General features: G+C 72.1%; 22 protein-coding genes and 1 pseudogene. 11 read left to right on the plus strand and 12 right to left on the minus strand.

Translation table 11 applies throughout. From position 1 onward, the window contains the following. Positions 1-153 precede the first annotated feature (153 nt). Positions 154-690: an STAS domain-containing protein gene (locus V5P93_RS20910; protein ID WP_181043734.1), complete on the minus strand. Its 537-nt coding sequence runs from the start codon at positions 688-690 to the stop codon at positions 154-156. Between the two features lie 229 nt (positions 691-919). On the opposite strand from V5P93_RS20910, the gene V5P93_RS20915 reads away from it, so the two are divergent. The 7 genes and pseudogenes from V5P93_RS20915 (at position 920) to V5P93_RS20945 (ending at position 7,202) form a co-directional block, all read left to right on the plus strand. Then, positions 920-1,645 (plus strand): GAF and ANTAR domain-containing protein, encoded by a 726-nt coding sequence (locus tag V5P93_RS20915; protein ID WP_104481511.1) that lies wholly within the window; start codon positions 920-922, stop codon positions 1,643-1,645. 25 nt (positions 1,646-1,670) lie between these two features. Then, entirely contained in the window at positions 1,671-2,435 is a 765-nt protein-coding gene (locus V5P93_RS20920; RefSeq protein WP_104481510.1) for a GAF and ANTAR domain-containing protein, read from the plus strand. Positions 2,436-2,526: 91 nt separating this feature from the next. Further along, positions 2,527-3,225 (plus strand): GAF domain-containing protein, encoded by a 699-nt coding sequence (locus V5P93_RS20925; protein WP_374066525.1) that lies wholly within the window; start codon positions 2,527-2,529, stop codon positions 3,223-3,225. A gap of 112 nt (positions 3,226-3,337) precedes the next feature. Next, positions 3,338-4,387 (plus strand): annotated as a pseudogene (locus tag V5P93_RS20930) (fatty acid desaturase). Positions 4,388-4,829: 442 nt separating this feature from the next. Then, a complete protein-coding gene (locus V5P93_RS20935) occupies positions 4,830-5,750 on the plus strand; it encodes an acyl-CoA desaturase (RefSeq protein ID WP_104481509.1) in 921 nt (306 codons plus the stop codon). Continuing rightward, positions 5,747-6,622: a hypothetical protein gene (locus tag V5P93_RS20940; protein ID WP_181043733.1), complete on the plus strand. Its 876-nt coding sequence runs from the start codon at positions 5,747-5,749 to the stop codon at positions 6,620-6,622. The genes V5P93_RS20935 and V5P93_RS20940 overlap by 4 nt, the downstream gene beginning before the upstream one ends. A 130-nt stretch (positions 6,623-6,752) precedes the next feature. Continuing rightward, complete coding sequence (locus V5P93_RS20945) at positions 6,753-7,202, plus strand: DUF5994 family protein (RefSeq protein WP_181043732.1); 450 nt, start codon at positions 6,753-6,755, stop codon at positions 7,200-7,202. A 62-nt stretch (positions 7,203-7,264) separates the two neighbouring features. On the opposite strand, the gene V5P93_RS20950 is transcribed toward V5P93_RS20945, so the two are convergent. The 9 genes from V5P93_RS20950 to V5P93_RS20990 form a co-directional block, all read right to left on the minus strand. Then, on the minus strand, positions 7,265-8,458 hold the full coding sequence (locus V5P93_RS20950) for an FAD-dependent monooxygenase (protein ID WP_104481507.1): 1,194 nt from the start codon (positions 8,456-8,458) through the stop codon (positions 7,265-7,267). A gap of 41 nt (positions 8,459-8,499) precedes the next feature. Continuing rightward, on the minus strand, positions 8,500-9,831 hold the full coding sequence (locus tag V5P93_RS20955; protein ID WP_245931564.1) for an MFS transporter: 1,332 nt from the start codon (positions 9,829-9,831) through the stop codon (positions 8,500-8,502). A 332-nt stretch (positions 9,832-10,163) separates the two neighbouring features. Continuing rightward, on the minus strand, positions 10,164-10,682 hold the full coding sequence (locus tag V5P93_RS20960; RefSeq protein WP_245931562.1) for a MarR family winged helix-turn-helix transcriptional regulator: 519 nt from the start codon (positions 10,680-10,682) through the stop codon (positions 10,164-10,166). Positions 10,683-10,836: 154 nt separating this feature from the next. Continuing rightward, entirely contained in the window at positions 10,837-13,083 is a 2,247-nt protein-coding gene (locus V5P93_RS20965) for a SpoIIE family protein phosphatase (RefSeq protein WP_104481505.1), read from the minus strand. A gap of 337 nt (positions 13,084-13,420) precedes the next feature. Further along, positions 13,421-13,759 (minus strand): STAS domain-containing protein, encoded by a 339-nt coding sequence (locus V5P93_RS20970; protein WP_104481504.1) that lies wholly within the window; start codon positions 13,757-13,759, stop codon positions 13,421-13,423. Beyond that, complete coding sequence (locus V5P93_RS20975; RefSeq protein WP_245931561.1) at positions 13,756-15,033, minus strand: SpoIIE family protein phosphatase; 1,278 nt, start codon at positions 15,031-15,033, stop codon at positions 13,756-13,758. Before V5P93_RS20975 ends, V5P93_RS20970 begins: the two co-directional genes overlap by 4 nt. After that, positions 15,030-15,833 carry an alpha/beta fold hydrolase gene (locus V5P93_RS20980; RefSeq protein ID WP_281261690.1) on the minus strand — a complete coding sequence of 268 codons (804 nt, stop codon included), beginning with the start codon at positions 15,831-15,833 and terminating at the stop codon, positions 15,030-15,032. Before V5P93_RS20980 ends, V5P93_RS20975 begins: the two co-directional genes overlap by 4 nt. Then, the gene (locus V5P93_RS20985; protein ID WP_374065054.1) at positions 15,830-16,159 is read right to left on the minus strand and encodes a hypothetical protein; all 330 of its coding nucleotides are present in this window, start codon (positions 16,157-16,159) and stop codon (positions 15,830-15,832) included. Before V5P93_RS20985 ends, V5P93_RS20980 begins: the two co-directional genes overlap by 4 nt. Then, on the minus strand, positions 16,156-16,326 hold the full coding sequence (locus tag V5P93_RS20990; RefSeq protein ID WP_181043731.1) for a hypothetical protein: 171 nt from the start codon (positions 16,324-16,326) through the stop codon (positions 16,156-16,158). The genes V5P93_RS20985 and V5P93_RS20990 overlap by 4 nt, the downstream gene beginning before the upstream one ends. A 449-nt stretch (positions 16,327-16,775) precedes the next feature. On the opposite strand from V5P93_RS20990, the gene V5P93_RS20995 reads away from it, so the two are divergent. Beyond that, positions 16,776-16,979, plus strand: coding sequence for a cold-shock protein (locus V5P93_RS20995; protein ID WP_104481501.1), 204 nt, complete (start codon positions 16,776-16,778; stop codon positions 16,977-16,979). Between the two features lie 245 nt (positions 16,980-17,224). Continuing rightward, entirely contained in the window at positions 17,225-17,602 is a 378-nt protein-coding gene (locus V5P93_RS21000) for a DUF6292 family protein (RefSeq protein WP_245931560.1), read from the plus strand. A gap of 118 nt (positions 17,603-17,720) precedes the next feature. Here the strand turns inward: V5P93_RS21000 and V5P93_RS21005 are convergent, their stop codons facing one another. Next, positions 17,721-19,106: a GAF domain-containing protein gene (locus V5P93_RS21005; protein WP_104481500.1), complete on the minus strand. Its 1,386-nt coding sequence runs from the start codon at positions 19,104-19,106 to the stop codon at positions 17,721-17,723. 620 nt (positions 19,107-19,726) lie between these two features. Here V5P93_RS21005 and V5P93_RS21010 point away from each other — a divergent pair. Then, positions 19,727-20,437 carry a GAF and ANTAR domain-containing protein gene (locus V5P93_RS21010; protein ID WP_245931559.1) on the plus strand — a complete coding sequence of 237 codons (711 nt, stop codon included), beginning with the start codon at positions 19,727-19,729 and terminating at the stop codon, positions 20,435-20,437. A 73-nt stretch (positions 20,438-20,510) separates the two neighbouring features. Next, a complete protein-coding gene (locus V5P93_RS21015; protein WP_245931558.1) occupies positions 20,511-21,269 on the plus strand; it encodes a GAF and ANTAR domain-containing protein in 759 nt (252 codons plus the stop codon). 48 nt (positions 21,270-21,317) lie between these two features. On the opposite strand, the gene V5P93_RS21020 is transcribed toward V5P93_RS21015, so the two are convergent. Next, the gene (locus V5P93_RS21020; protein ID WP_181043730.1) at positions 21,318-21,476 is read right to left on the minus strand and encodes a hypothetical protein; all 159 of its coding nucleotides are present in this window, start codon (positions 21,474-21,476) and stop codon (positions 21,318-21,320) included. Between the last annotated feature and the right edge of the window lie 485 nt (positions 21,477-21,961).

Genomic DNA, 21,961 nt, shown 5'->3' on the forward strand with positions numbered 1-21,961 from the left:
CCACGCGACACCCGAACCCGCCCCGCGGGCATCGCGGGACGGATCGGTCGCGGCGTGGACAGTCCACACTGGACGCCCTCCGAGGTTGGAGGGTGACCTCGATGTGGCCATGGCGTCGCACTGCCCCGTGACAAGTGGCCCGTCGAGTTCGCCCTACGGCCGCTGTGTCCCAGGACTCGCCGCATGCGCCGGGGAATCACCGGGTTCGGGATGCGGTGCGCGGTACAGGTCGAATATGCGGTCCAAGCCTGTCAGCGCCAGTGGTCTGGTCACCGCGGCGCTGTCGGCGACCAACCGCAGGCTGGTCCCGCAGGCGGCGAAGGTGGCGTAAGCGCGGGCGATGACGTTCGCGCCTGCCCCGTCGAGGGATGACACGGTGCGCAGGTCGAGGACGAGCCCGGTCGCGCTCGGCACCGCACGCAGGTCGATCTGCGCGCGTGCGAGTGCTTCGGCCAGGGTCGGTGCGGCGGTGGTGTCCAACGCACCGGAGATCTGGATGTGCATTTCCGCGCCGCTCGCACCGGTTTGCCAGGTGATCGTGAGGCGGAGCAGGGCGCTGCCGCCGAACGCCCCTTCGCGGGGCGCTACCTGCGAGACGGTCTTCGACCGCTTCCGCCTGGGAAGCGTACCGCTGCCGCGACGGGCCTCGATCTCATCGGGGAGCAGAAAGGGGAGGAGATTCGATTCCACGATCAGCTCCTGACCTTCCGAACGCCGTGTGGGCGGCCGGAGGTGTGAAGAGATCGCCGTCAGTGCGGGATCTGGGCACATACCGACGAGAGGCCCCGAGGGTAGCCCCATGGCGGCGATCGCGCACGACGCTCCGGCCGCAGAGCACGGGCGTCCCCGGTTCACCGCCCTGCGCGGCGCCCGCGGCACGCGCGCCGCGTAAGGTTGGAGCGGGTCGAGCGGAGGGCTCATGGTGGAAGACCGGTTCCGGCGGTTGCGGACCTTGCTGACCGCGCGCCGAGCGGACCAGTCCGCGTCGGTGGTGAGCCTGGTCTGCGAGTTGTGCGTGGCGGAGCTGTCGATCTCGGGGGCGGGTGCGACCGTGGTGAGCCACCTACCGGGTGACGAGAGTGCCGGCATGGAACGCGGCTTGGTCTACGCGACGAACCCGGTCAGTGCCGGGTTGGAGGACCTCCAACTGACCGTCAACGAGGGGCCGTGCCTGGACGCGTTCGCCTCGGGTGGTCCGGTGCTGGTGGCGGACCTGGCGGCCGAGGGCGCGCGGTGGCCCGCGTTCACCCCGGCGGCGTGCGAGCTGGGCGCGGCGGCGGTGTTCTCCTTCCCGTTGCAGGTCGGCGTGGTCCGGTTGGGTTCCCTGGACCTCTACCGCGACGAGACGGGTCCGCTGGGCAGGGTGGAGATGGCCGACGCGCTGGTACTGGCCGACCTGGCGACCCAGGGGGTGGTGGCCGACCTGGACGGCCACGACGTGCACGACCTGAGCTGGTTGGCCGACCCGCACCTGGAGTTGCACCAGGCCGCGGGGATGGTCCAGGTGCAACTCGGGTCGACCACCGAAGTGGCGCTGTTGCGGTTGCGGGCGCACGCGTTCTCCAGCGGGGTGCCGCTGGCCGAGGTCGCGCGCCAGGTCGTGGCCCGCACGTTGCGGTTCACCGAGGGCGAGGACGGGCCATAATGCGTGGTGAGGAAAGGTCGACTGGATGAGCATCGCCCGAGATCAGCAGCTCGCGAGCACCTTCGTGACACTGGCCGACACCCTGGTCGCGGACTTCGACGTGCTGGACTTCCTCGGACTGCTCACCGAGCGCGCGGTGGACCTGCTCGCTGTGGACGCCGCCGGGGTTATCCTGTCCGACCAGCGCGGGGGGTGGCGTCCGGCCGCCGGCTCCTCCGAACACGCGCACCTGGTCGAGGTGTTCTCCGCCCAGACCAGGCAGGGACCGTGCCTGGACTGCGTGCGCGGCGGTGTCGTGGTGGCCAGCGCGGACCTCACCGACGACAGCGGACGCTGGCCGGAGTTCGCCCCGGCCGCGGTAGCCGCGGGATTCCGGGCCGCGTGCGCGGTACCCATGCGGCTGCGCGATGACGTCATCGGGGCGCTGACGCTGCTGAGCACCGCGCCGGGGGCCATCGACGAGCCCAGTGTCACGCTGGGTCAGGCACTGGCCGACGTCGCCACCATCGGCATCCTGCAGCAGCGGGCGATCCGCCACGAGGCGATCGTGTTCGAACAGCTCCAAGCGGCCCTGCACCACCGCACGGTCGTCGAACAGGCCAAAGGCGTACTCGCCCAGGTGGCCGGGCTCGGCATGCACGAGTCCTACACCGCACTGCGGGAGTACGCCCGCGCGAACCAGCGCAGGCTGTCCGCGGTCGCGAGCGAGGTCGCCACCGGCGTCCTGGCCCCCAGCGCCCTGCTCGACGCCCCGTCCACCGGGTCGGGGTCCACTGAAAGCACCCGCTAGGAGGCTGCTCATCACGGACAAGTCCCGCGCCCTGAGCGCGACTTCGCGAGAACGGCGGGTCTCCCGCACCTTCGTCACGCTCGCCGACTCCCTGGTAGGCGACTTCGAGATCGCCGAGTTCCTCGACCTGCTCACCACCAGGACCGCGGAACTTCTGTCGGTGGGGGCGTCGGGGGTCATCCTGCGCGCGCCAGACGGCAACCTCGAGGTGCTGTCCAGCACCTCGAGGCAAGCGGACCTGCTGGAGCAGTTCGCGGTGCAGGTCGACAGCGGCCCGTGCATCGACTGCGTCCGCACCGGCATGCCGGTGAGCTGTGCCGACCTGGCGACCGACGGACCGCGGTGGCCCCGGTTCACCGCCGCCGCGCGGGAGTGCGGGTTCAGCTCCGCGCACGCGATACCGATGCGGTTGCGCAAAGAAGTCATCGGCGTGTTGAGCCTGCTGGGCACCGAGCCGGGCGCGCTCGACGACGAGCGCCTCGCGTTGGGGCAGGCGCTGGCCGACGTGGCCACCATCGCCATCCTGCAGCACCGCGCCATCGAGCACGGGCAGCAACTGTCCACCCAACTGCAAACCGCGCTCGACAGCCGCGTCGTCATCGAGCAGGCCAAGGGGATCCTCGCCCAACACGGCTCCCTGACCATGGACGAGGCGTTCACCGCACTGCGCGACCACGCCCGCTCACACAGCCAACGCCTCGCCACCCTGGCCACCTCCGTCATCGCGGGCGAGACCGACCTCGACACCATCCGCATCCCCGGTCCACGCCGGGGCGAACGACGACCGTGACCCCCGCACGCCGGCGGACCGGCTTGTTTGCGCCACGCTCCCAGCGGAAACCATCACGGTGAACGACAAGTTGACCGAGTCCCCGGCGACGCCGGACTCGGGAGGGCTCACCATGTCCGCTCCACCCACCGCGAGTGGTGCTGTTGCCCACTACACTCCGCCGCACAGCGACTTCGCCGCCCTGATCGGCGTGGTGCGCCGCGCGGCCTGCTCGACCGCCGCCGCGGCTACTACGCGGTGACGATCAGCCTCACCCTGCTGCTCTTCGCGGTCGGGTGCACCGGGTTCGTGCTACTGGGCGACTCGTGGTGGCAGCTGGGTACAGCGATCTTCTTGTCTGTCGTGTTCACCCAGCTCGCCTTCCTCGGCCACGATGCCGGGCACGGGCAGATCCTGCGCTCCAGGAGCGCCGACGACCGGGTCGGCCGGTTCATGGCCGTTCTCGTCGGGATCAGCTACGGCTGGTGGATGGGCAAGCACACCCGCCACCACGCGAACCCCAACCACGAGGACCAGGACCCGGACCTCGATATCCCCATCCTGGCCTTCACCCGCGGCCAGTCCCTCGATCGCGGCGGGTTCGTGCGCTGGACGGCGGAGCACCAGGCCGTGCTGTTCTTCCCCCTGCTCCTGTTGGAGGGGTTGAGCCTGCACTGGTCAGGCATCCGGGCGGTCTGGCACGGCGGGATCAAGGCTCGGCGGTCGGAGGCGGTGATGCTGGTGGCGCACATCGTGGGCTACCTGGCAGCGGTGTTCCTCGTGCTGTCCCCACCTGTGGCGATCGCGTTCATCGCCGTGCACCAAGGGTCTGTTCGGTGTCTATATGGGATGCTCCTTCGCGCCCGGGCACAAGGGGATGCCCACCTACACCGACGCGACCGCGTTGGACTTCCTCCGCAAGCAAGTCCTCAGCAGCCGCAACGTTCGGGGCGGCCTGTGGGTCGACGTCGCACTCGGTGGGCTCAACCATCAGATCGAACACCACCTTCTCCCCAGCATGCCGCGCGTCAACCTCCGCCGCGCGCAACCCCTCGTACGCGAGTTCTGCGAACAACGCGGCATCGAATACGCCCAGTGCGGTCTCCTGGGTACCTACCGCCACGTCCTGCGCCACCTCCACGAGGTTGGGCGCGCCCTGCGCGCCCAGGACGCGGGCCACTAGTTCGCAGGCGCGGCGGCCACGCGGGCGAACGCCTCGTTCCAGTGGATCGGGTCGCAGTCCACGACCGGGAACCGCGCACGTGTTGGTCCGCGCGCTTCCCACCGGGGTGCTCACGGCGTCCGCCCTGGTCAGACGGGTCGCCGCCCTGCTGCGCGCGGCCAGGTTTCGCGGTCACCGGGCCCCTCGCCGCGGCGCCGGTGCTTGAACACCGGCAATAACGGGTACTCTCCACTTAAGTGCCAAGCGCGAGCTCGAACCCGCTTCCCGACTTCGTATCGGCACTCCGACCGTTCGACTTCCCAGGCGCGCAGCCGCGCTCGCCACGTCGTCCACTCGGACGCCCTTTTTTCGGACGCGATGACTCGCGCAAACGATTGGCCAAAACTCTGTGACTACCGCTCTCGCACCTCGACCGCCCGCTGAACGCCGCTCCCCCGAACCGATGCTGGCCGGGGAGAAGAGCGCCACGGAGAACTTTCTGGTCAAGCTGTTCGCCGTGGTCCCGTTGCTCGCGGTGGCCGCCGCCGTGCCGCTGGCGTGGGGCTGGGGGTTGTCCTGGGTCGACATCGGGCTGGCCGCCGGCTTCTACTTCCTCACCTGCCTCGGGGTGACCGTCGGGTTCCACCGCTACTTCACCCACGGCGCGTTCAAGGCCAACCGGGGTCTGCGCGTGGGTCTGGCCGTGGCGGGCAGCATGGCCATGCAGGGTCCGGTGGTGGGCTGGGTGGCCGACCACCGCCGCCACCACGCCTTCTCCGACCGCGAGGGCGACCCGCACTCGCCGTGGCGGTTCGGCACGTCGCCCGCCGCGCTGGCCAAGGGCTTCTGGCACGCCCACATGGGGTGGATGTTCGACCGCGACAAGACCAACCCTCGTCGCTTCGCCCCCGACCTGCTGGCAGACCGCGACATCGCCCTCGTCGACCGGCTCTTCCCCGTGCTGACCGTCGTCACCCTGCTCGGGCCCGCCCTGCTCGGTGGCCTGATCACGATGTCGTGGTGGGGCGCGGCCACCGCGTTCTTCTGGGCCGGTCTGGTCCGCGTCGCCCTGCTCCACCACGTGACCTGGTCGGTGAACTCGATCTGCCACCTGATCGGCGACCGGCCGTTCGCCGCCCGCGACAAGTCCGCCAACTTCTGGCCGCTGGCCATCCTGTCCTGCGGGGAGTCCTGGCACAACTCCCACCACGCCGACCCCACCGGTGCCCGCCACGGCGTCCGGCGCGGGCAGCTCGACATCTCCGCCCGGGTCATCTGGGTGTTCGAGAAGCTCGGCTGGGCCACGAACGTCCGGTGGCCCAATCCCGAGCGGCTCGCCCGGCTCGCCAACGCGGGCGTGGCCACCGGCAGCAGCACTCGATGATCATCGGGTACCTGCTCGCCGCGCTGGCCACCTTGTCCTCCGGCAGCGGATCGGTCCTGGAATCGGCGGCGGTCCGGCGCGCCAAGGCGTTCCTGGGCGGGGCCTCCGCCCTGACCGGGCTGCGCCGCCAACCGCTCTACCTGCTCGGTCTCGGCGTCGACCTGCTCGGTTTCGCACTGGCCGCGCTCGCTCTGCGGCACCTCCCGCTGTTCCTCGTCCAAGCCATGCTCGCGTTCAGCGTCGGCGTGACCGCGACGATCTCCGCCGTGCTGGGCGCCCGCCTCGCCGCGACCGGCTGGGCGCTGCTCGGGCTCGGGGCGGTCGGTCTGGGCATGCTCGGCATCGCCGCGGCACCGAGCACGGCCGCGGCACTGCCGACCGCGGGCGTCATCGGCTTGCTGGCCACACCGTTCCTGGTCGCGGTGGCGGGCAGCCACGCCAAGCGCCGCGCCGCGCCGTGGTCTCCTCACGTGCTCGCTTTCGGCGCCGGGGTCGCGTTCTGCGCGGTCGGCGTGTCGGCCCGGACCCTGGCGGTCCCGGACACGGCGTGGCTGCTCGTGCTGCAACCGTCGCTGTGGGCCCTCGTGCTCAACGGCGCCGTGGGCGCCGCCCTGTTCGCCCTCGCCCTCCAGCACAGCGCCGCGACGACCGTCACCGCCCTCATGTCCACCACCAACACCGCGCTCTCCGCGCTGATCGGCGTGCTCGTGCTCGACGACCACGTGCGCCCCGGCTTCACGGCCGTCGCCGTCATCGGCTTCGCCGCGGCGGTCGCCTCGGCGATCGGGATCGCGCGCCACACGGCGGCTGCTCCCGCGTCCGCCATGACGAGCGATCCGCGGCGCCCGCGGCTCGCTTCGCACCCGGGATGAGCCACTCGCGCCCACCGAGGACCGTGGCCACATCGGACACAGCCGCCCGCGTGGGAGAGCCGGTCACCGCGGACTCGCGACCGCGCAACCGCTCGTGCCCCGCACGCCCCACACCAGAACGGAAACCCACATGACCTCACCAGCGTCAGCCGGGAACTCACCTCCGCCGCTGCGGTTGCGGCTCAAACCCGCGGGCCCCGCCACCGGTTTCGTCGACGGCGCCTGGTGGCCGCGGTCGACGGACCTCACCGCCGAACTGGCCGCGTTGAACGGGGCCCTCGCCGAGCGGCTGGGGCACCTCAGCCGGGTGTCCTACGAGTTGTTCGCCTGGGACCCGGTGCCGCGCCGGTTCACCGCCGGAGAGATCCAGATCCGGCTGGAAGGCTTCCGTTCCCACCCCCGCAACACCATCACCGCCACCGGTCCGGGCAGGCTGCGCATCAGCCTGCTGGTGGTCCCGCCCGGCACCGCCGAGTCCGACGCCCGCCACGCCATGGCCACCGCGGCACAGCCCGGCAACACCGAGCGGCCCGACGAGATCATCGCCGGAGCGGCCCTCCCCCGCACCGCAGGGGCCTGACGGTGGACACCGCCGCTCGCCGCGGGGGCACCCGTGGCGAGCGGCGCGTCGCGGGTCCGCTGTCAGTGCCGGGTCCGGTACGCGGGGAGGTCGACGGCGTCGGATGGCGGGTTGGTGAACCGGGTGACGAAGCGGCTGAGCCGGGGGTCGGTGGCGAGGTGGGCGAGGGCGTGGAGGATCCGGATGCCGGTGCGGGTTTTCGGGGACGCCAGCCTGGGCGCGAACCAGGACACCTTCTGGGCCTGGGTGACGTAGGGCCGCATGGTGTTCTCGTAGGCGCGGAACGCGTCGCGGTGGCTGCTGTGGCGGTCGAGTTCGCCCGCGAGGACATAGGCGCCGACGAGGGCGAGGCTGGTGCCCATCCCGCTGAGCGGGGAAGCGCAGTAGCCCGCGTCCCCGACGACGGCGATCCGGCCGCGTGACCACTGTTCGAGGCGCATCTGCCCGACGGATTCGAAGTGGAAGTCCGCGGAGCCGTCCATGTGGTCCAGCACGCGGGTGGTTTCCCAGCCCGCGTCGGCGTAGTGGTGGCGCAGGAACCGCTTCTGGGCCGGGGACTCCAGCCGGTCGAGACCTGGTCGCGGGGTGAGGAACGACAGCGACGCGCGGGTGGTGCCCTGGTTGTCCGGGCGCAGGAGGACGACGCGGCGGCCGGGGGCGTTGTACCAGCGGGCCCAGCGACCGTCGGATTCGGCGCGGGGAATGGTGAAGTAGGCGGTGTAGAGGCCGAAGGACCGGGTGCGGGCGATGTCGGCGAACGCGAGACCGCGGGTGCGGGAGCGGAACCCGTCGGCCAGGACGACGAGGTCGAAACGGCGGTCGGGGCCGGTGCGGAAGGTGACGTCCACGCCGTCGCCGGTCTCGGTCAGGCCGGTGACCTCGTCGCCGAACAGGTACTCGGTGTCGTCCCGGGTTCGCTGGTGGAGCAGGTCGGCCAAGTCGCCGCGCAGCAGCTCCAGTTCGGTGACGAACCCGTCGCCGCCGAGGGCGTCGCTGCCGAACGAGGCCCGGACGCGGTTGCCGCCGTCGACGAAGCGCACGCCTTCTTCGCGGGTCACGCGCTCACGCGCGGCCTGCGCCAAGCCCATGCGTTCGATGACGGTGCGGCCCGCGCCGCGCAGGTCGACGGTCTGCCCGCCGAGGCGCGGCTCGGCGGCGCGTTCGACCACGGTCGGGGTCATGCCGTACCGGTGGAGCCAGAGAGCCAGCGCGGGTCCTGCGATGCCCGCTCCGGAGATCAAGACGCTGCGGGACATGGGACGTCCTCCTTTGCCCGAGGTGGTTGGCCGTGCGCGGGTCAGCGGAACTCGCCGACGGCGGTCGCGTCAGCGGCCGAGGTGGTGGTGTCGGTGAGGTCGGTGTCGGTGAGGTCGGTGTCGTCGGGGCGGGCTCGGCGGGGGAACAGCGGCGAGATGAGCAGGAACACCCCGATGATGACCGCCTGGACCACCAGGGCGTCGCGGAAGCTCGCGGTGGCCCGGCCCGCGAGGGCACCGGCGAAGAACACCGTGCTGAACACCGCGACGCCGACCGAGCCGCCGATGGACTGGACCGCGGACAGGACCCCGGAGGCGGAGCCGACCTCGTCGTCGGCGACGGCACCGAGGACGGTGTTGAACACCGCGGCGATCACGATGCCCGCGCCGATCCCGGTGACGACGCTGCCGGGCACGATCCGCCAGATCGTGAAGCCGGACGTGTCGGCCAGCGCGAGCCACAGCCACGCGATCCCGGCGAGCTGGACCACGGCACCGGTGCGCAGCACCGCGCGACCGAGTTTCGCGGCGAGCAGTCCGCCGCTGATGCCGCCGCCGACGGCCGTGCCCAGCGCGACGGGGAGGTTGCCCAGGCCGGCCTGCCCGGCGGTGAAGCCCTGCCCGATCTGCAGGAAGAACGTCAGCACCAACTGGGTGCCGATCAGGCCGCCGAAGAACAACGCGACCGCGACCAGCCCGACGGTGAACGCCGGCTTGCCGAACAGGCTCGGCGTGACCAGGGGGGCGCGGTCCCGGCGCACCACGCGGCGCTGCCACAGAGCGAACGCCACGTACCCGATCGCCGCCGCGGTGAGCGACAGCCAGGTCCACAGCGGCCACCCCGCGGTGTGCCCCTCGTTGAGCGGGAGGACCAGCAGCGCGGACGCGGCGGCGACGAGGACGGCGCCGACGACGTCCACCCGCGGCGTCCCGGTCCGCCCGCCGCGGGGCACCAACCGCCACGACAGCGCGAGCGCGGCGAGGCCGACCGGCACGTTGACCAGGAACACCAGCCGCCAGCCGAGCCCGAACAGGTCCCAGTCCACGAGCGCGCCACCCAGCACGGGGCCGAGCACCCCGCCGAGCCCGAGGACGGGACCGAACACGGTGAGGGCCTTGGTCAGGTCGCGCGGGGTGAGGTTGTCGCGCAGGACGCCCAACCCCTGGGGCAGCATCATCGCCCCGGCCACGCCCTGGACCAACCGGAAGGCGATCAGCAGGCCGAGGTTCGGCGCGATCGCGCACAGCAGCGACGCGGCCGTGAAGCCGACCAGGCCGAAGAGGAACATCGGACGGCGCCCGTAGCGGTCGCCCAGGCGCCCGCCCAGCACCAGGCCCGCGCCGAGGGCAGCGCGTAGCCACCGATCACCCACTGCAATCCCACCGGGCTCGCCCCGAGGGACCGCTCCAGCGCCGGACCGGCCACGTTGACGATCGTCGAGTCCAGCAGGTCCATCAGCTCGACGACCAGCACGGTGGCCAGCAGCCACCACATCGACCTCGACCTGGTCTTCTCAGGAACAGCCATGACTTCCACTCCGAACCGGGTTGATCAGCGCGGACGCGGACGGTCTGCCGTCCGCGTCCGCGACGCACGAGCGGGGTGCGCGGCGGGCATCGGAGCCGCCGCGGACGAACGTCGGGGAACTCGCGGTGTTCCGGGTGGCGCGGGGGCGAGCCGGGCCACCCGCCCGCTGAACCGGGGTCAGTCCTGGGGCAGGGAGTCGGCGGTGTCGGTGTAGATCCGCACGACCTCGGTCAGGAAGTTCTCCACCGCGTCCCGGTCGTCGGGGCTCAGTGCCTCGACCAGGCTCTCCACACCGCGCAGCAGCGGGTTGAGGTGGTCGAAGAGCCGGGTCATCGACCCCTGGACCGGCTCGACCAGCACCTTGCGGCGATCGGTGGCGTGCGGGCGGCGGACGACGTGCCCGGCCTGTTCCAGCCGGTCCACGATGTGGGTGCTCGCCGCCGTGGAGACCCGCAGCCGGTCGGCGAGGTCCTTCGCGGTCAGCGGGCCTTCGCCCGCGAGGTGCTCCATCGCCGACAAGCCCGTGGCGTTGACCCCCAGAGCACCGCTCAGCCGCTTCTCGATCACCCGAGTCAACGCGCCCACCTCTTGCAGGCGCTCCATGACCGGGTTCCCCACGCCCGGGGACTCGACCCGCCACCTGCCCGCGACCTGGTCCGGTCCACCGGTGGGCGCGTCGGGAGCAGAAGGTGTCATACGAGTTAGCTTACCAATTAAGTCACTAACTCGATTAGCTACATTGTGTGAGGACGGACACCTCTCGGCGCGTCCAGTGCGCGAACGCGCGTCGGCTGTCCCCCGCGCTGTGGCGGAGCGGGCCCAGGGCTGAGCGGTCAGGGGGAGGTGATCGTCAGGGTGACGAGTGAGTTGATGCCGGGGACGTCGCCCAGGCCGAGGGTGCACAGCAGGATGTCGGCGGCGGGTGCGGTGCTGGTCTGCACCGCGTGGTCGCCGTGGAACAGGCGGAGGTGACGGTGCCGGTCAGGGTGTAGACGAGGGTGCCCGCGGTGATGGTGGCGGTCGCGTTGCCGGTGATGGTGCTGGTCTGGCCGGTGTTCCAGGTGATGGTGAACGTGCTGGGGAAGGGGTGGAGCAGCGTCTGGCAGGACCAGCCGGGAGCCGGGGCCTGGAAGCCGCTGGTGCCGGAGGTCAGGGCGCGGGTGCCGGCCGAGACGCAGGGACCGTACCGGGTGGACACGGAGACCGTGGTGTTCCGCGGGGTGGCGGTCAGGGCCGGGCTGAAGGCGACCGCGGTGGCGCTGGGCGGGAGGCAGGTGACATCCAGCGCGCCCGCCGAGGCCGGGGTCGAGGGCAGGGCCGCGGTCGCGGCCAGGGTGAGCACGCCTGCCAGGGCGGCCGGGCGGAGGCGCTCGCGGGTGGGCATGGTGTGACCTCCGTTGATCACCCGGGCGTACCGGGAGGAGAGCGGGCGGGCGCGAAAGTGTCCTGTTCGGACATGCTGGGGTGGTTGGTGGTGCTTGCCGCTGCCCGCACGGTGCGCGCGCTCGCGGACCGGTGTGGGTGTGGCGAGCAGGTGGGTGAGCAGGCCGGTGGCCTCGTCGGGGTCGTGGCCGCGGCGGTCGGTGAGGCCGTCGGTGTAGAAGAGCAGGGGCGTTCCCGGGGCCAGGGTGCGGCGGTGATCGGCCCGGTCGGGGTCGGCCAGGCTGGGGTGGATCATCACGGCGCGGTCGCGCAGCGGTTCGACGGCGCCGTCGGGGTGGCGCAGCAGCGGGTCGGGGTGTCCGGCGTTGACCCAGGTGAGGTCCCAGCCACCGGCGGGTCGGGGACGCAGGTGGCAGTGCGCGAGGGTACCGCTGGCGCGCAGGTCGAGGATCCGGTTGGCGAACTCGACCGCGGTGACGGTGGTGGCCGGGCCGTGCCGGGGGTGGTCGAGGTCGGCCTGGCGGAGCATGCCGCGGACCTGGCCCATGAGGGTGGCGGCGCGGATGTCGTGGCCGGTGATGTCCCCGATGGTGACCGCGAGCCCGGCGGGGAGGTCGGCGGTGGCGGGGAGCGGGTAGGCGTCGTACCAGTCACCGCCGACGAGCTCGTCGGCGGCCGCCGGTCGGTAGTGGGCGGCGATCTCGATCCCGTCGACGGTGGGCAGCGCGGTGAGCATGGCCTGCTGGAGCTGGTGGGCGGTGCTGATCCGGTTGTCGAGGTAGCGGGCGCGCTCCACGGCGCGGGCGGTGCGGTCGGCCAGCGCGGTGACCACGGCGCGCTCGAGGACGCCGAGGCGGTGGTCGGTGTCCCAGCAGATGGCCGGCGCGCCCAGCGGTCCCCCGGCGCCGGGTAGCGGGACGCAGATCGCCGACCGCAGCCCCACCCCCTCGAACGCCGCCACCCCCTCGAACGCCGCCACCGCCTCGGCGCAGTAGCCGCCCGCGATGAGGTCGGCGGTGCCGTTGATGACGACGGTGGTGTTGTCCCGCGCCGCGCGGGCCGTGGGCCAGTCGTCGTCGAGCCCGTAGCTCTCGTAGCGGTGTTCGACCGGGATCACGTCCGTGTGGTCGACCAGCCGCCGCAACCGCCTGCCCTCGATCAGGACCAGACCGACGTAGCGGGGTTTGAGGTCGCTGGTCACGAGGTCGCGGACCCTGCCGCGGACCTCGGCCAGGCCCGTGGTGTCGGCCAGGTCCCGCAGCCGCGCATCGATCCACGAGCGGGGGGCGGTGTCGAGGGCGCAGAGCGCACCCAGGACGCGGCCGTCGGGATCGGTCAGCGGCATCGCCGCGCAGGCGGCGAGACCCAGGTCGACGATGGCCGGATCGGCACGCCAGTGCTCGTCGGCGCCGGTGTCGGGCAGCACCAGTGGCTCGTCGGAGAGCACAACCCGGCCGCACAGCGAACGCGACAGCGGGGCCGACCGCCACGCCGCCCACGGATCCGACGGCCCGATCGGGCCGGGGAACACCTGCAGATCGGGCTCGACCAGCGCGACGAAGGCGACGGGGGTCCCCACGACCCTGGTCACGAGCCGGGCGAACCGCTCCATCCCGGTGTCGGACGCCTCCGCCGACCCCGGGTCCCACGGCGACGCCACCCGACCCCCGTCAGCCGACCCCGTTCGCGCGGGTTGCTGCCTGCCAGCCGACATCCGCTGCTCCTCGCCCGAAACGTGGGACGTGCCTAACCCCGGCACCACCGGCCGGACCCGGCAGGCACGAACCGCCCGAACCGCGGTCGGCGGCGGCGGGGACCGGGCTCGGGCCACGGCCGCGACGTCGGGGCGGCGGGTGGCGAAGGCGCTGCGGACCACGGCGTGACGGCGTCCCGGTTCCCTTTCACACCAACCACATCCAGCGTCCGGTCACCCACCGACGGGGTGCCGGTGCTCCCCTCTGGGACGTGCGTGCCGCTGTCGGCCAAGAGCCTCGGCGAGCAGCAACACGTCCGCGTGCTCCGGTGGCTGGTTCGGGCCGGCGCTCGGCTCGTCAGGGGCGGTCGGCTTGTCCGGCGGTGTCGTGGAGGGTGAAGTAGTCGGCGAGGCCGGTGATGGCGAGCATCCTGGTGATGTGGGGCGGTACGGCGGTGAGGGCGAAGGTGGCGCCGAGGGCCGTGGCGTGGTGGTGGGCGGTGATGAAGGTGGAGATGCCGCTGGAGTCGCAGAAGTCGAGGCCCGCGAGGTCGAGGACGAGTTCGCGGGCCGCGCCGCGGGGCAGCGCCTCGCAGGCTTGCCGCAGCTTCGGTGCCGTGGTCATGTCCAGTGCGCCGCTGATGGTGATGATGTGCGCGCGGGCGGTGGTGCTGGTGGTGATCGTGAGGTCGGTCATCGGGTGTCCCCGTTGGTCGTAGGGACGGTGAGGACGAGCAGCGCGGTGTCGTCGGTGAGCCGGTCGCCGAGCTCGTGCAGGACGCGGGCGAGGGTGTCGATGATGGTGCGGGCGTCGTGGCCGCGGAAGTCCGCGGCGAGCGCGATGAGGTGTTCCTCGCCGAGGAAGGTGCCGTCGGGGTGGCGGGCCTCGGTGAGGCCGTCGGTGTAGAGCAGCAGGCTGTCCCCGGGCTCGAGGCGCGTGGTGGTGACCGCGATGCGCGCGTCGGGCAGGATCCCGATGAGCTGCCCGCCCGCCGTGCTCACCGCCTCGACCCGACCGTCGGCTCGGGTGAGCAGCGCGGGCAGGTGCCCGCCGCCCGCGAGGGTCAGGGTGAAGCCGTCGCCGTCGGGGCTGATGAGTCCGAACAAGACGGTGCAGTAGCGGGCGTCGCGGGCGTAGTCCTGTTGGAGCAGGACGTTGTTCAGGTTGGACAGGACCGCGGCGGGGTCCGGGTCGTAGACGGCCGCGGCGCGCAGGGTGTAGCGGGTGAGCGAGGTGATGGCGGCGGCGTCGGGTCCCTTGCCGCACACGTCGCCGAGGAAGAAGCCCCAGCGGTCGGGCCCGAGGGGGAACAGGTCGTAGAAGTCGCCGCCCACCTGTTCGTGGGTGGCGACGTGGTAGTGCGCGGCGGCGTCGATGCCGGGCACGACGGGCAGGATCGGCGGCAGCAGGGTGCGCTGCAGGGTCTCGCTCAGCTGCTGCAGGCGCGCCCGTTCCCGTTCGACCTGCTCGCGCTCGGCGTCGGCCTCGCGCCGGGCGCGCAGGAGTTCGCGTTCGTAGGCGCGGCGCTGGCGGGCGTCGAAGACCGAGGTCCTGATCAGCAGCGGCTGCCCGTCTGCGGCGGTCTTGACCGTCGAGGTCACCAGGACGGGCAACCGGTGGCCGTCCGCGGTCCGCAACTCGAGTGCTATCTCGTCGGCCTGGCCCCGCAATCGCAGCAGCGGCGCGAAGTGCGTCTCGTGGTAGAGCTTTCCGCCGACCGTGAGCAGGTCGGTGAAGCGCAGCCTGCCGACGAGGTCGTCGCGCTGGTACCCCAGCCAGGTGAGCAGGGTCTTGTTGACCTTCGCGATGTGCCCGTCCAGGAGGGTGGACAGGTAGCCGCAAGGGGCGTTGTCGTACAGGTCGGCGGCGTCGTCCTCCAGCAGCGCGGCGAACGTGGCGTCGCTGCCGCCCGGCACCGCCGCGCCGTCGTGGCCGCCGCCGGTCCGGTCGTCGTCGGTGCGGCCCATCATGCGCGGGACGCGAACGTCGCGGCGAGGAAATCGCGGATGGCGGCGGTGGTCGGCTCGGGTGCGCTCAGGTGCGGGCAGTGACCGGTGGCGTCCAGCACCACCAGCGCGCTGCCGGGCACGGCGCGGTGCACGTACTCCCCCACCGCCACAGGGGCGATCACGTCCTCCCGGCACTGCAGGACCAGGGTGGGCAGGCCGACCCGCGGCAGGTCGTCGCGGTTGTCCGCGGTGAAGGTGAGCCGGGCGAAGTGCCGGGCGATGCGGGGGTCGGTGCGGCAGAAGCTGTTGGTCAGCTCGGCACCCAGCTCCGGCCGGTCGGGGTTGCCCATGATCGCGGGCGCCGTCGCCGCGGACCACCCGAGGTAGTTGCTGTCGAGCGAGTCGAGCAGCTCATCGATGTCCTCGGCGCCGAACCCGCCCACGTACCCCTCGTCATCGATGTAGCGCGGCGAGGGACCGACCATGACCAGGGCGGCGAACCGCGACGGTTCCCGAGCGGCCGCGAGGACACCGATCATGGCGCTGACCGAGTGCCCGACGAACACCACGTCGCGCAGGCCCAGCTCGGCGCAGATCTCCAGCACGTCGGTGGCGTAGCCCTCCAGCGTCGCGTACCGGCCCGGGTCCCAGGCGGTGAGGTCGGAGCCGCCCGCGCCGACGTAGTCGAACAGCACCACGCGGTGGTCCTGGGCGAACGCGGGTGCGACCAGGCGCCACATGTTCTGGTCGCACCCGAACCCGTGGGCGAACAGCAACACCGGACGCCCATCACCGTCCCGACCGCCATCACCGACAGTCACGCGGTTTCTCCTGCGTACGTCCATGGACGGCGAGTATTGCACCACGCGTGGGTGAACGCGGTGCGCGTGTCCCGGCAGTACCGGCCGGGTGGCGGGTCGGTCAGGCACGACCGGTGGAGCGTGGCGCCGGTGGGGCGGGGCGTGTTCGGGAACAGGCGGTGTTCGATCCGGTGGTTCAGTCCGCCGAGGGCGAAGTCGGTGATCCTCCCACCCCGCCTGAAGATCCGCTTGTACCCGGCGTCGGGCCCGGCGAACGCCAACGGGGTGAACAGCACGGCGCGCGGGCGTCCGCAGGTGCCGGAGCCGCGCGGCGTGCTGTCGTTCACGGGTGCCGCACCGCGGAGTCGGTCGCCGCGGCGGTGAAGAACCGGATCTCGCGCGAGCGGCGTCGATCGATATCGGACGGCGTGCGGCGGGCTTCTTCGGCCGCGGGATGGCTGAACACGACCGGCGAGACCGGCGCGAACACGTCGCCCGCATACGGGTGTGACAAGGAAACTCCTCAAGGGTTGGCCCGCGGGCGGATGGCGCGGACCGGGAAGGCGCGACACCGGGCGGTGGCGCCGAGTGCGTGGTCGGTGGCACCGGGTGTCTTTTGGTGGCCCGGGATCCGCAGGGCCAGCGGCGAGCGGGGGCGTCCTCGAGGTCCTCGTCACCCGGTGGTTGGGGGCCTGGCGCGAACCCGCTTTCACCACGGTACGCGTTGTCACGGACAACCACCACCGCGCGGAGCTGAACGGCGGTCCGTTCCTTGACGGCCACCCGGGGGTGTGCTCCACTGGGGATTGGTTGAAGATTTTTGTGTTCGTTGATCCTTGACGCCCGCAGAGGTTTTTGGCGAGCGTCGCGTCGGCGCCCCCCGGGGTTTCCTTGATCCCTCACTCGCAGCCCGGCCACCTCAGCCGAGGTGGGGCGACAGGTTCGAAGCGGCAAGGAGATCGCATGGCCCAGGGCACCGTGAAGTGGTTCAACTCCGAGAAGGGGTTCGGGTTCATCTCCCCCGACGACGGTGGCGCCGACCTGTTCGTCCACTACTCGGAGATCAACGGCGGCGGGTTCCGCAGCCTCGCCGAGAACGCCAGGGTTCAGTTCGACGTCGGTCAGGGCAACCGCGGCCCGCAGGCCACGGCGGTCTCGGTTCTCTGACCACCAGCACGCCGCCCCGGTGCCCGAGGGCACCGGGCGGTACGCGGTCGGCCGCTCCCGCCCCTGTCGCATCCGGTTCTCCGACCTTCGACGAGGTGCAGACCATGACCGCGGTACCGCAGGCCGAAAGACCGGCGACTCACCTCGCCGCCCGCGCGGCGGGGCGGGCGGATGCCGACCCGCACGACACGGACTCGGCGCCCACGCCGACCACCAAGTCCACAATGGATAGAGACAGTCGGGCCTTGGAGACTGCCCTCGCGGTCTACGTCCGCCAAGTGGCCGGGCAGCTCGGAGTGCCCGCCGACGCGGTGACCTACGAGGTCACCGACACGGCCACCGCCTACATCGGACTCACCGACCGCGCCGCGGCGCTCCCGCGGCGCGACCTGATGCTCGTCTGGGACGAATCGCTCGGCTGGTACGTCGCGGTCGAACCGCGCGGCAACGACCGACCTCCGGTGATCTGCCACCTCGGTGGGGAGATCGCGCCCGCGCCCGCCCTCGTCGCCCGGTTCGTCAGCGATGTCGTCGACGGGCACAGCAGGGGCAGGCTCAACCCAGTGTCTCCCAAGATCGACCGGGGCACCCTCGCGGTCGACATGGCCAAGAGCCCGGCGTAGGCAGCCGGGCGGAACCGGTGGCACGGGGACGGCTCGGCGGCGGACCCGAGCCAGGTGGGTCCGGCGACAACGGTCATGGGCACCCCTGTGGTCCGGGTGCTCGGGGCCGCGGCGGCGATCAGTGGGTCCGGGCGGTCCAGACGAGCAGGTTCCGGCCGTCGTCCGTGTGGCTCTGGCGCACCGAACGGGTGTGGTCCGCGGTGGCGCGCAGCACCGCCACCAACCGCGATCGGGTGAGTGTGGCCGTGCCGTCGTCCGACACCGCGACGACGAACGCGTCGTCGCGGTAGTCGATGCGCAGTTCGACGACTCGGGCGTGGGCGACGCTGGTCAGGGCGTGTTGCACCAGCTCGATGATGTCGTCGGCCAAGCGGGGCGGGAGCGCCCGGTTGAGGCAGTCGGTGAACGACACGCGGATGGGCGTGCCGATCGCCAGTTCCGCCGCGTCGACCGTCGCGAGCAGTCGCAGGGACAGGAGCACCGGGTGCCTGCGACGGGGGAACTCCGCGACGAAGAACGCGCGGATCCGCGCGGTGGCGGAGGTGAGCGACTCGACGTAGTCCGTGAGGCGTTCCCGGTGCGCGGGCAGAGCGCCCGCGACGACCATCTGCTGCAGACCCAGCCCCACCGCGAACAGGTCTCCCACCACCTGGTCGGTCAGTTCGGTGGCCTGCGCGCTGACCTCGTCGCGCCGACGGACTTCCTTGTGCCCGGCGTCCGAACGGGCGTACTCGATGGCGCCCGCGGTCTGCGCGGCGAAAGCGACCAGGTGGCGCACGTCGACCGCGGTGAACGGCCGCCCGCCCGGCGCCCTGCCGACGGCCAGGGTGCCGATCAGGTTGTCCCCCCAGCCCAGCGGCACCATCACGACCGGCCCGGTCGCGTCCGCCTCCGGGTACTCCTCGGCCAGCGTCGGTCTGCCCGTCCGGACCACCCGCCCCGCGAGGCTGGTCGCCGGATCGGGGCAACTCCCGGCCGCCAGGCTCGTCGCCAGCGAGCCGGTGGCGGTGTGCACCCGCAACTGCCCGGCGCCGGCCAGCAGCGTCAGGGAACCGAAGTCGGCCTCGGCGGCCTCGGCGGCGTGGTGGGCGAGGTCGTCGAGTGGTCGCTGATCGCCCCCGTGGAACAACCGGGTGCTCGCGGTGGTCGTCGCCACAGCCCAGCGCTCGCGTCGCGTCGAGTCCACGAGGTGCGCCGCGGCGTCGCGGACCATACCCACCATCAGCGCGACCGCCTCGGCGAGCAGGTCCTCGGTCGCCGTGGCACTTCCCTGGCCGCCCGGCGACGCGGCCAGCACGCGGGCGCTCGCCTCCAGGATCTCGCGGACCAGCGTCTCGGTGCGGGGGTTGCCACCATCGGCCGCCCCGTCCCCGCCCTTCGCCCGCGTGGACCTCGGCGTGCCGCACCGCCGCGAAATCCTGGCGAGCAGCTCGTCCAGGTGGCGGCGGTCCAGGCCGTTGGCCGCTCCCCCGGTGGAGTGCGCATCAGAGGACGCGTCGAGCATGAGGACTCCCGTCGATCGCGTGAGGCGTGTCGGCGGGGTCAGGGCCAACGTCTTCGGCAGAGCGCGCGGCGATCGGACCCGCCGCACGTCCCGACCTTAGTCTCGTGGCGGATGGCGGAAACCGCCAAGCGAGTGGGTTGCCGACCAAGCGCGGTGACTCCACGCGTTGAACGCGGTAGTCGGCGATCCGCCAGGCGCGTTTGCGATCTCAACCACATATCGTGACATTTCCTCCGTCGGGCAGAGGAGTTCGGACGATCGCGGTGTCCACTCGGGACGGCCGCGAGGCAAGCCGATCACGATCCCCCCACCTCGGGCGCGGCGCGGCGATGCCCGGCAACGCGATCACGCTCCGCCGACGGAACCCTTGGCCACCGCGCGCACCGGACGAGGTCCACCGTCCGGACCGAACAACAACGGGCAACCCGCTCAGCCCCCCAGTCGCCCGGGCCGGGGCCGGGTTCGCCCCCGCACCCGGCCGTACCGGAATCCGCGCGTTGCCGTAGAGTCGTCGTGATTTCGGCCAACTCTGTGCGTGGGCCAAGACCCCGCCGCGTCCAGGGCTTCGCTCTGACGCAGGCGGGGAGGTGCGGTGCGGGCTCGTCGGTGGTCGGCGGCCTGTGGTTGACGCGGGCGACGACGCGGTCAGGCGCATCCGCGAGACCGTGTTGGATCGCCTGCGCGACGGCGGGACCGGGCTTGAGGCGTTGGGGCGGGTGTGCCATGCGTGTGTGGAGCTGCTGCCGATCGACGGCGCCTCGGTCTCGGTGATGACCGGTTTCACGGGCCGGGAGAGCCTCTACGCCACCGACGAGGTCGCCGCGCGGATCGAGGCCGTGCAGTTCAGCCTCGGGGAGGGGCCGTGCTTCCAGGCGTTCGACACCAGGCGGCCGGTGCTCGCCCCGGACCTGCGGACCGTGGCCTGGCCGGTGTTCGCGGCCGAGATCGCGGCGGAGCCGGTCGGGGCGCTGTTCGGCTTCCCGCTGGTGGCGGGGGCGATCAGCATCGGCGCGATGGACATGTACCGGCGCGCGCCGGGGTGGATGTCGGCCGAGGAGGTGGGGTTGGCACTGCGGCTGGTCGACGTGGTGACGCTGGTCCTGCTGGGGTTGCGCCACGGTGGTGTCGACGGCGCGTGGAGCGATCTGCCCCTGAGCCACGTCCACGTGCACCAGGCGACCGGGGTGCTCATCGCGGCGTTCGACCTCCCGCCCGAGCAAGCCCTGGCTCGCCTGCGCGGATACGCGTTCGCCACGGGCCGCCTCGTCGACGACGTCGCCGACGACCTGGTGTCGCAACGGATCCGGCCCGAGGACCTCGGACTGCCCTGACCTGCGGTCCGCGCGGCCCGGCCGGGCCACGAGTCCCACCCCGAACCGGCAGAGAGAGGAACGAGGTCCTGTGGTGCAGACACCGGAACCAGCCCGCGAGCCGCGGCTGCTGGGCGCGTTCGTGCGGATGGCGGACACGCTGGTCGACGACTACGACATCGCCGAGTTGCTGCACGAACTCGTCGGCTACTGCGTCAGCCTGCTCAACGCCGCCGAGGCGGGCCTCGTGCTCACCGACCAGCGCGGCGGGTTCCACGTACTGGCCTCGTCGAACGAGGAGAGCAGGCTGCTGGAGTTGTTCCAGGTCCAGGTCAACGAGGGCCCCTGCTTGGACTGCGTCACCACCGGGGAATCGGTTTTCGTCTCCGACGTGCGCACCGGGATCGAGCGCTGGCCCCGATTCGCACCCCAGGCGCTGGCCCAGGGCTTCTTCGCGGTGCACGCCGTCCCGATGCGGTTGCGCCAGGACACCATCGGCGCCCTCAACCTCTTCGGCCGCCACCCGGGTGCCATGCGCGAGCCGGACACCGACGTCGCACGCGCGTTGGCCGACATCGCCACGATCGGCATCCTCCAGGAACGCGCGATCCGGCGCGGCGAGGTGCTCACCGAGCAACTGCAGACCGCACTGAACAGCCGGGTCACCATCGAACAGGCGAAGGGTGTGCTGTCCCAAGCCGGGCAGATCGACATGGACAGCGCGTTCCAGGCACTGCGCGCCTACGGCCGCAGCCACAACACGCTGCTCTCCGAGGTCGCCCACCGGATCGTCACCAGGGGCATCGATCCGGTCACGGTCCTGTCCTTTTCCAGGCGACCACCCGCCGGGTGAGCCACCAGCGCGTCCCGGCTCGCCGGGACGCGCTGAACGACTCCCGGACTACCGCCGGGACGCCTTGCGCCGAACGGCTCCGATGGCGGCGGTCCCGATGAACAGGACCACGCCGATGATCCCCAGCCACACCAGCCCCTTGAGGGCGAACCCGATGACCGACACGATCAGCCAGGCCACCAGCAACACGATTACGAGGACAACCATTCCGCCTCCACTGTGCGAAAAACGATGTGATACCGCGCGTCGCGCGAGACCGGACCCGGTCGCCCTGGCCGCCTCGGTCGCGGCGGTTCCGACCTCAGCCGAAGCCCGGAGGCTGTGCCGGAGGTGCCCCGTGGCCGGTGGTTCGAAACCTGCGCGGGCGACCGGTCGAGGTCAGCGGTGTCGACGACCCGCTCCGGTACCCGCGGCGGGCGAACCGGACATCGGTGTCTCGGCGCGGGTAGGCATCGCGCGCGACCGGCGGGCCGGTGTTCGCGCCAGCAGTCGTGAGGCGGCGCACCGCCGTGGAGTTCTCCGTACGTGGAAAGGTCGTCCTGCCCGGCGCGGCACATCCGCCGCGGCGCGTGGTCGCCGACTCGGTGCGGCCCGCGGCAGAACCGAGCGGGCCTTGCCACGGGAACGCAACACCCGAACGGCCGCTCCACCGCGCCGACGCCGGGGGGCCGGACCTGCGCGCCCGCCACACG

It is taken from the genome of Actinokineospora auranticolor (genome assembly GCF_041897805.1).
Classification (GTDB): domain Bacteria; phylum Actinomycetota; class Actinomycetes; order Mycobacteriales; family Pseudonocardiaceae; genus Actinokineospora; species Actinokineospora auranticolor.

Excerpts from the sequence above, each read along its gene's own strand:
- V5P93_RS20995 (WP_104481501.1), top strand. The coding sequence starts at position 16,776 with ATGGCCCAGGGCACCGTGAAGTGGTTCAACTCCGAGAAGGGGTTCGGG.
- V5P93_RS20915 (WP_104481511.1), top strand. The coding sequence starts at position 920 with ATGGTGGAAGACCGGTTCCGGCGGTTGCGGACCTTGCTGACCGCGCGC.
- V5P93_RS20970 (WP_104481504.1), bottom strand. The coding sequence starts at position 13,759 with ATGACCGACCTCACGATCACCACCAGCACCACCGCCCGCGCGCACATC.
- V5P93_RS20960 (WP_245931562.1), bottom strand. The coding sequence starts at position 10,682 with ATGACACCTTCTGCTCCCGACGCGCCCACCGGTGGACCGGACCAGGTC.
- V5P93_RS21020 (WP_181043730.1), bottom strand. The coding sequence starts at position 21,476 with ATGGTTGTCCTCGTAATCGTGTTGCTGGTGGCCTGGCTGATCGTGTCG.
- V5P93_RS20920 (WP_104481510.1), top strand. The coding sequence starts at position 1,671 with ATGAGCATCGCCCGAGATCAGCAGCTCGCGAGCACCTTCGTGACACTG.
- V5P93_RS20975 (WP_245931561.1), bottom strand. The coding sequence starts at position 15,033 with ATGATGGGCCGCACCGACGACGACCGGACCGGCGGCGGCCACGACGGC.
- V5P93_RS20950 (WP_104481507.1), bottom strand. The coding sequence starts at position 8,458 with ATGTCCCGCAGCGTCTTGATCTCCGGAGCGGGCATCGCAGGACCCGCG.
- V5P93_RS20935 (WP_104481509.1), top strand. The coding sequence starts at position 4,830 with ATGCTGGCCGGGGAGAAGAGCGCCACGGAGAACTTTCTGGTCAAGCTG.
- V5P93_RS20945 (WP_181043732.1), top strand. The coding sequence starts at position 6,753 with ATGACCTCACCAGCGTCAGCCGGGAACTCACCTCCGCCGCTGCGGTTG.
- V5P93_RS20940 (WP_181043733.1), top strand. The coding sequence starts at position 5,747 with ATGATCATCGGGTACCTGCTCGCCGCGCTGGCCACCTTGTCCTCCGGC.
- V5P93_RS20965 (WP_104481505.1), bottom strand. The coding sequence starts at position 13,083 with ATGTCGGCTGGCAGGCAGCAACCCGCGCGAACGGGGTCGGCTGACGGG.
- V5P93_RS21005 (WP_104481500.1), bottom strand. The coding sequence starts at position 19,106 with ATGCTCGACGCGTCCTCTGATGCGCACTCCACCGGGGGAGCGGCCAAC.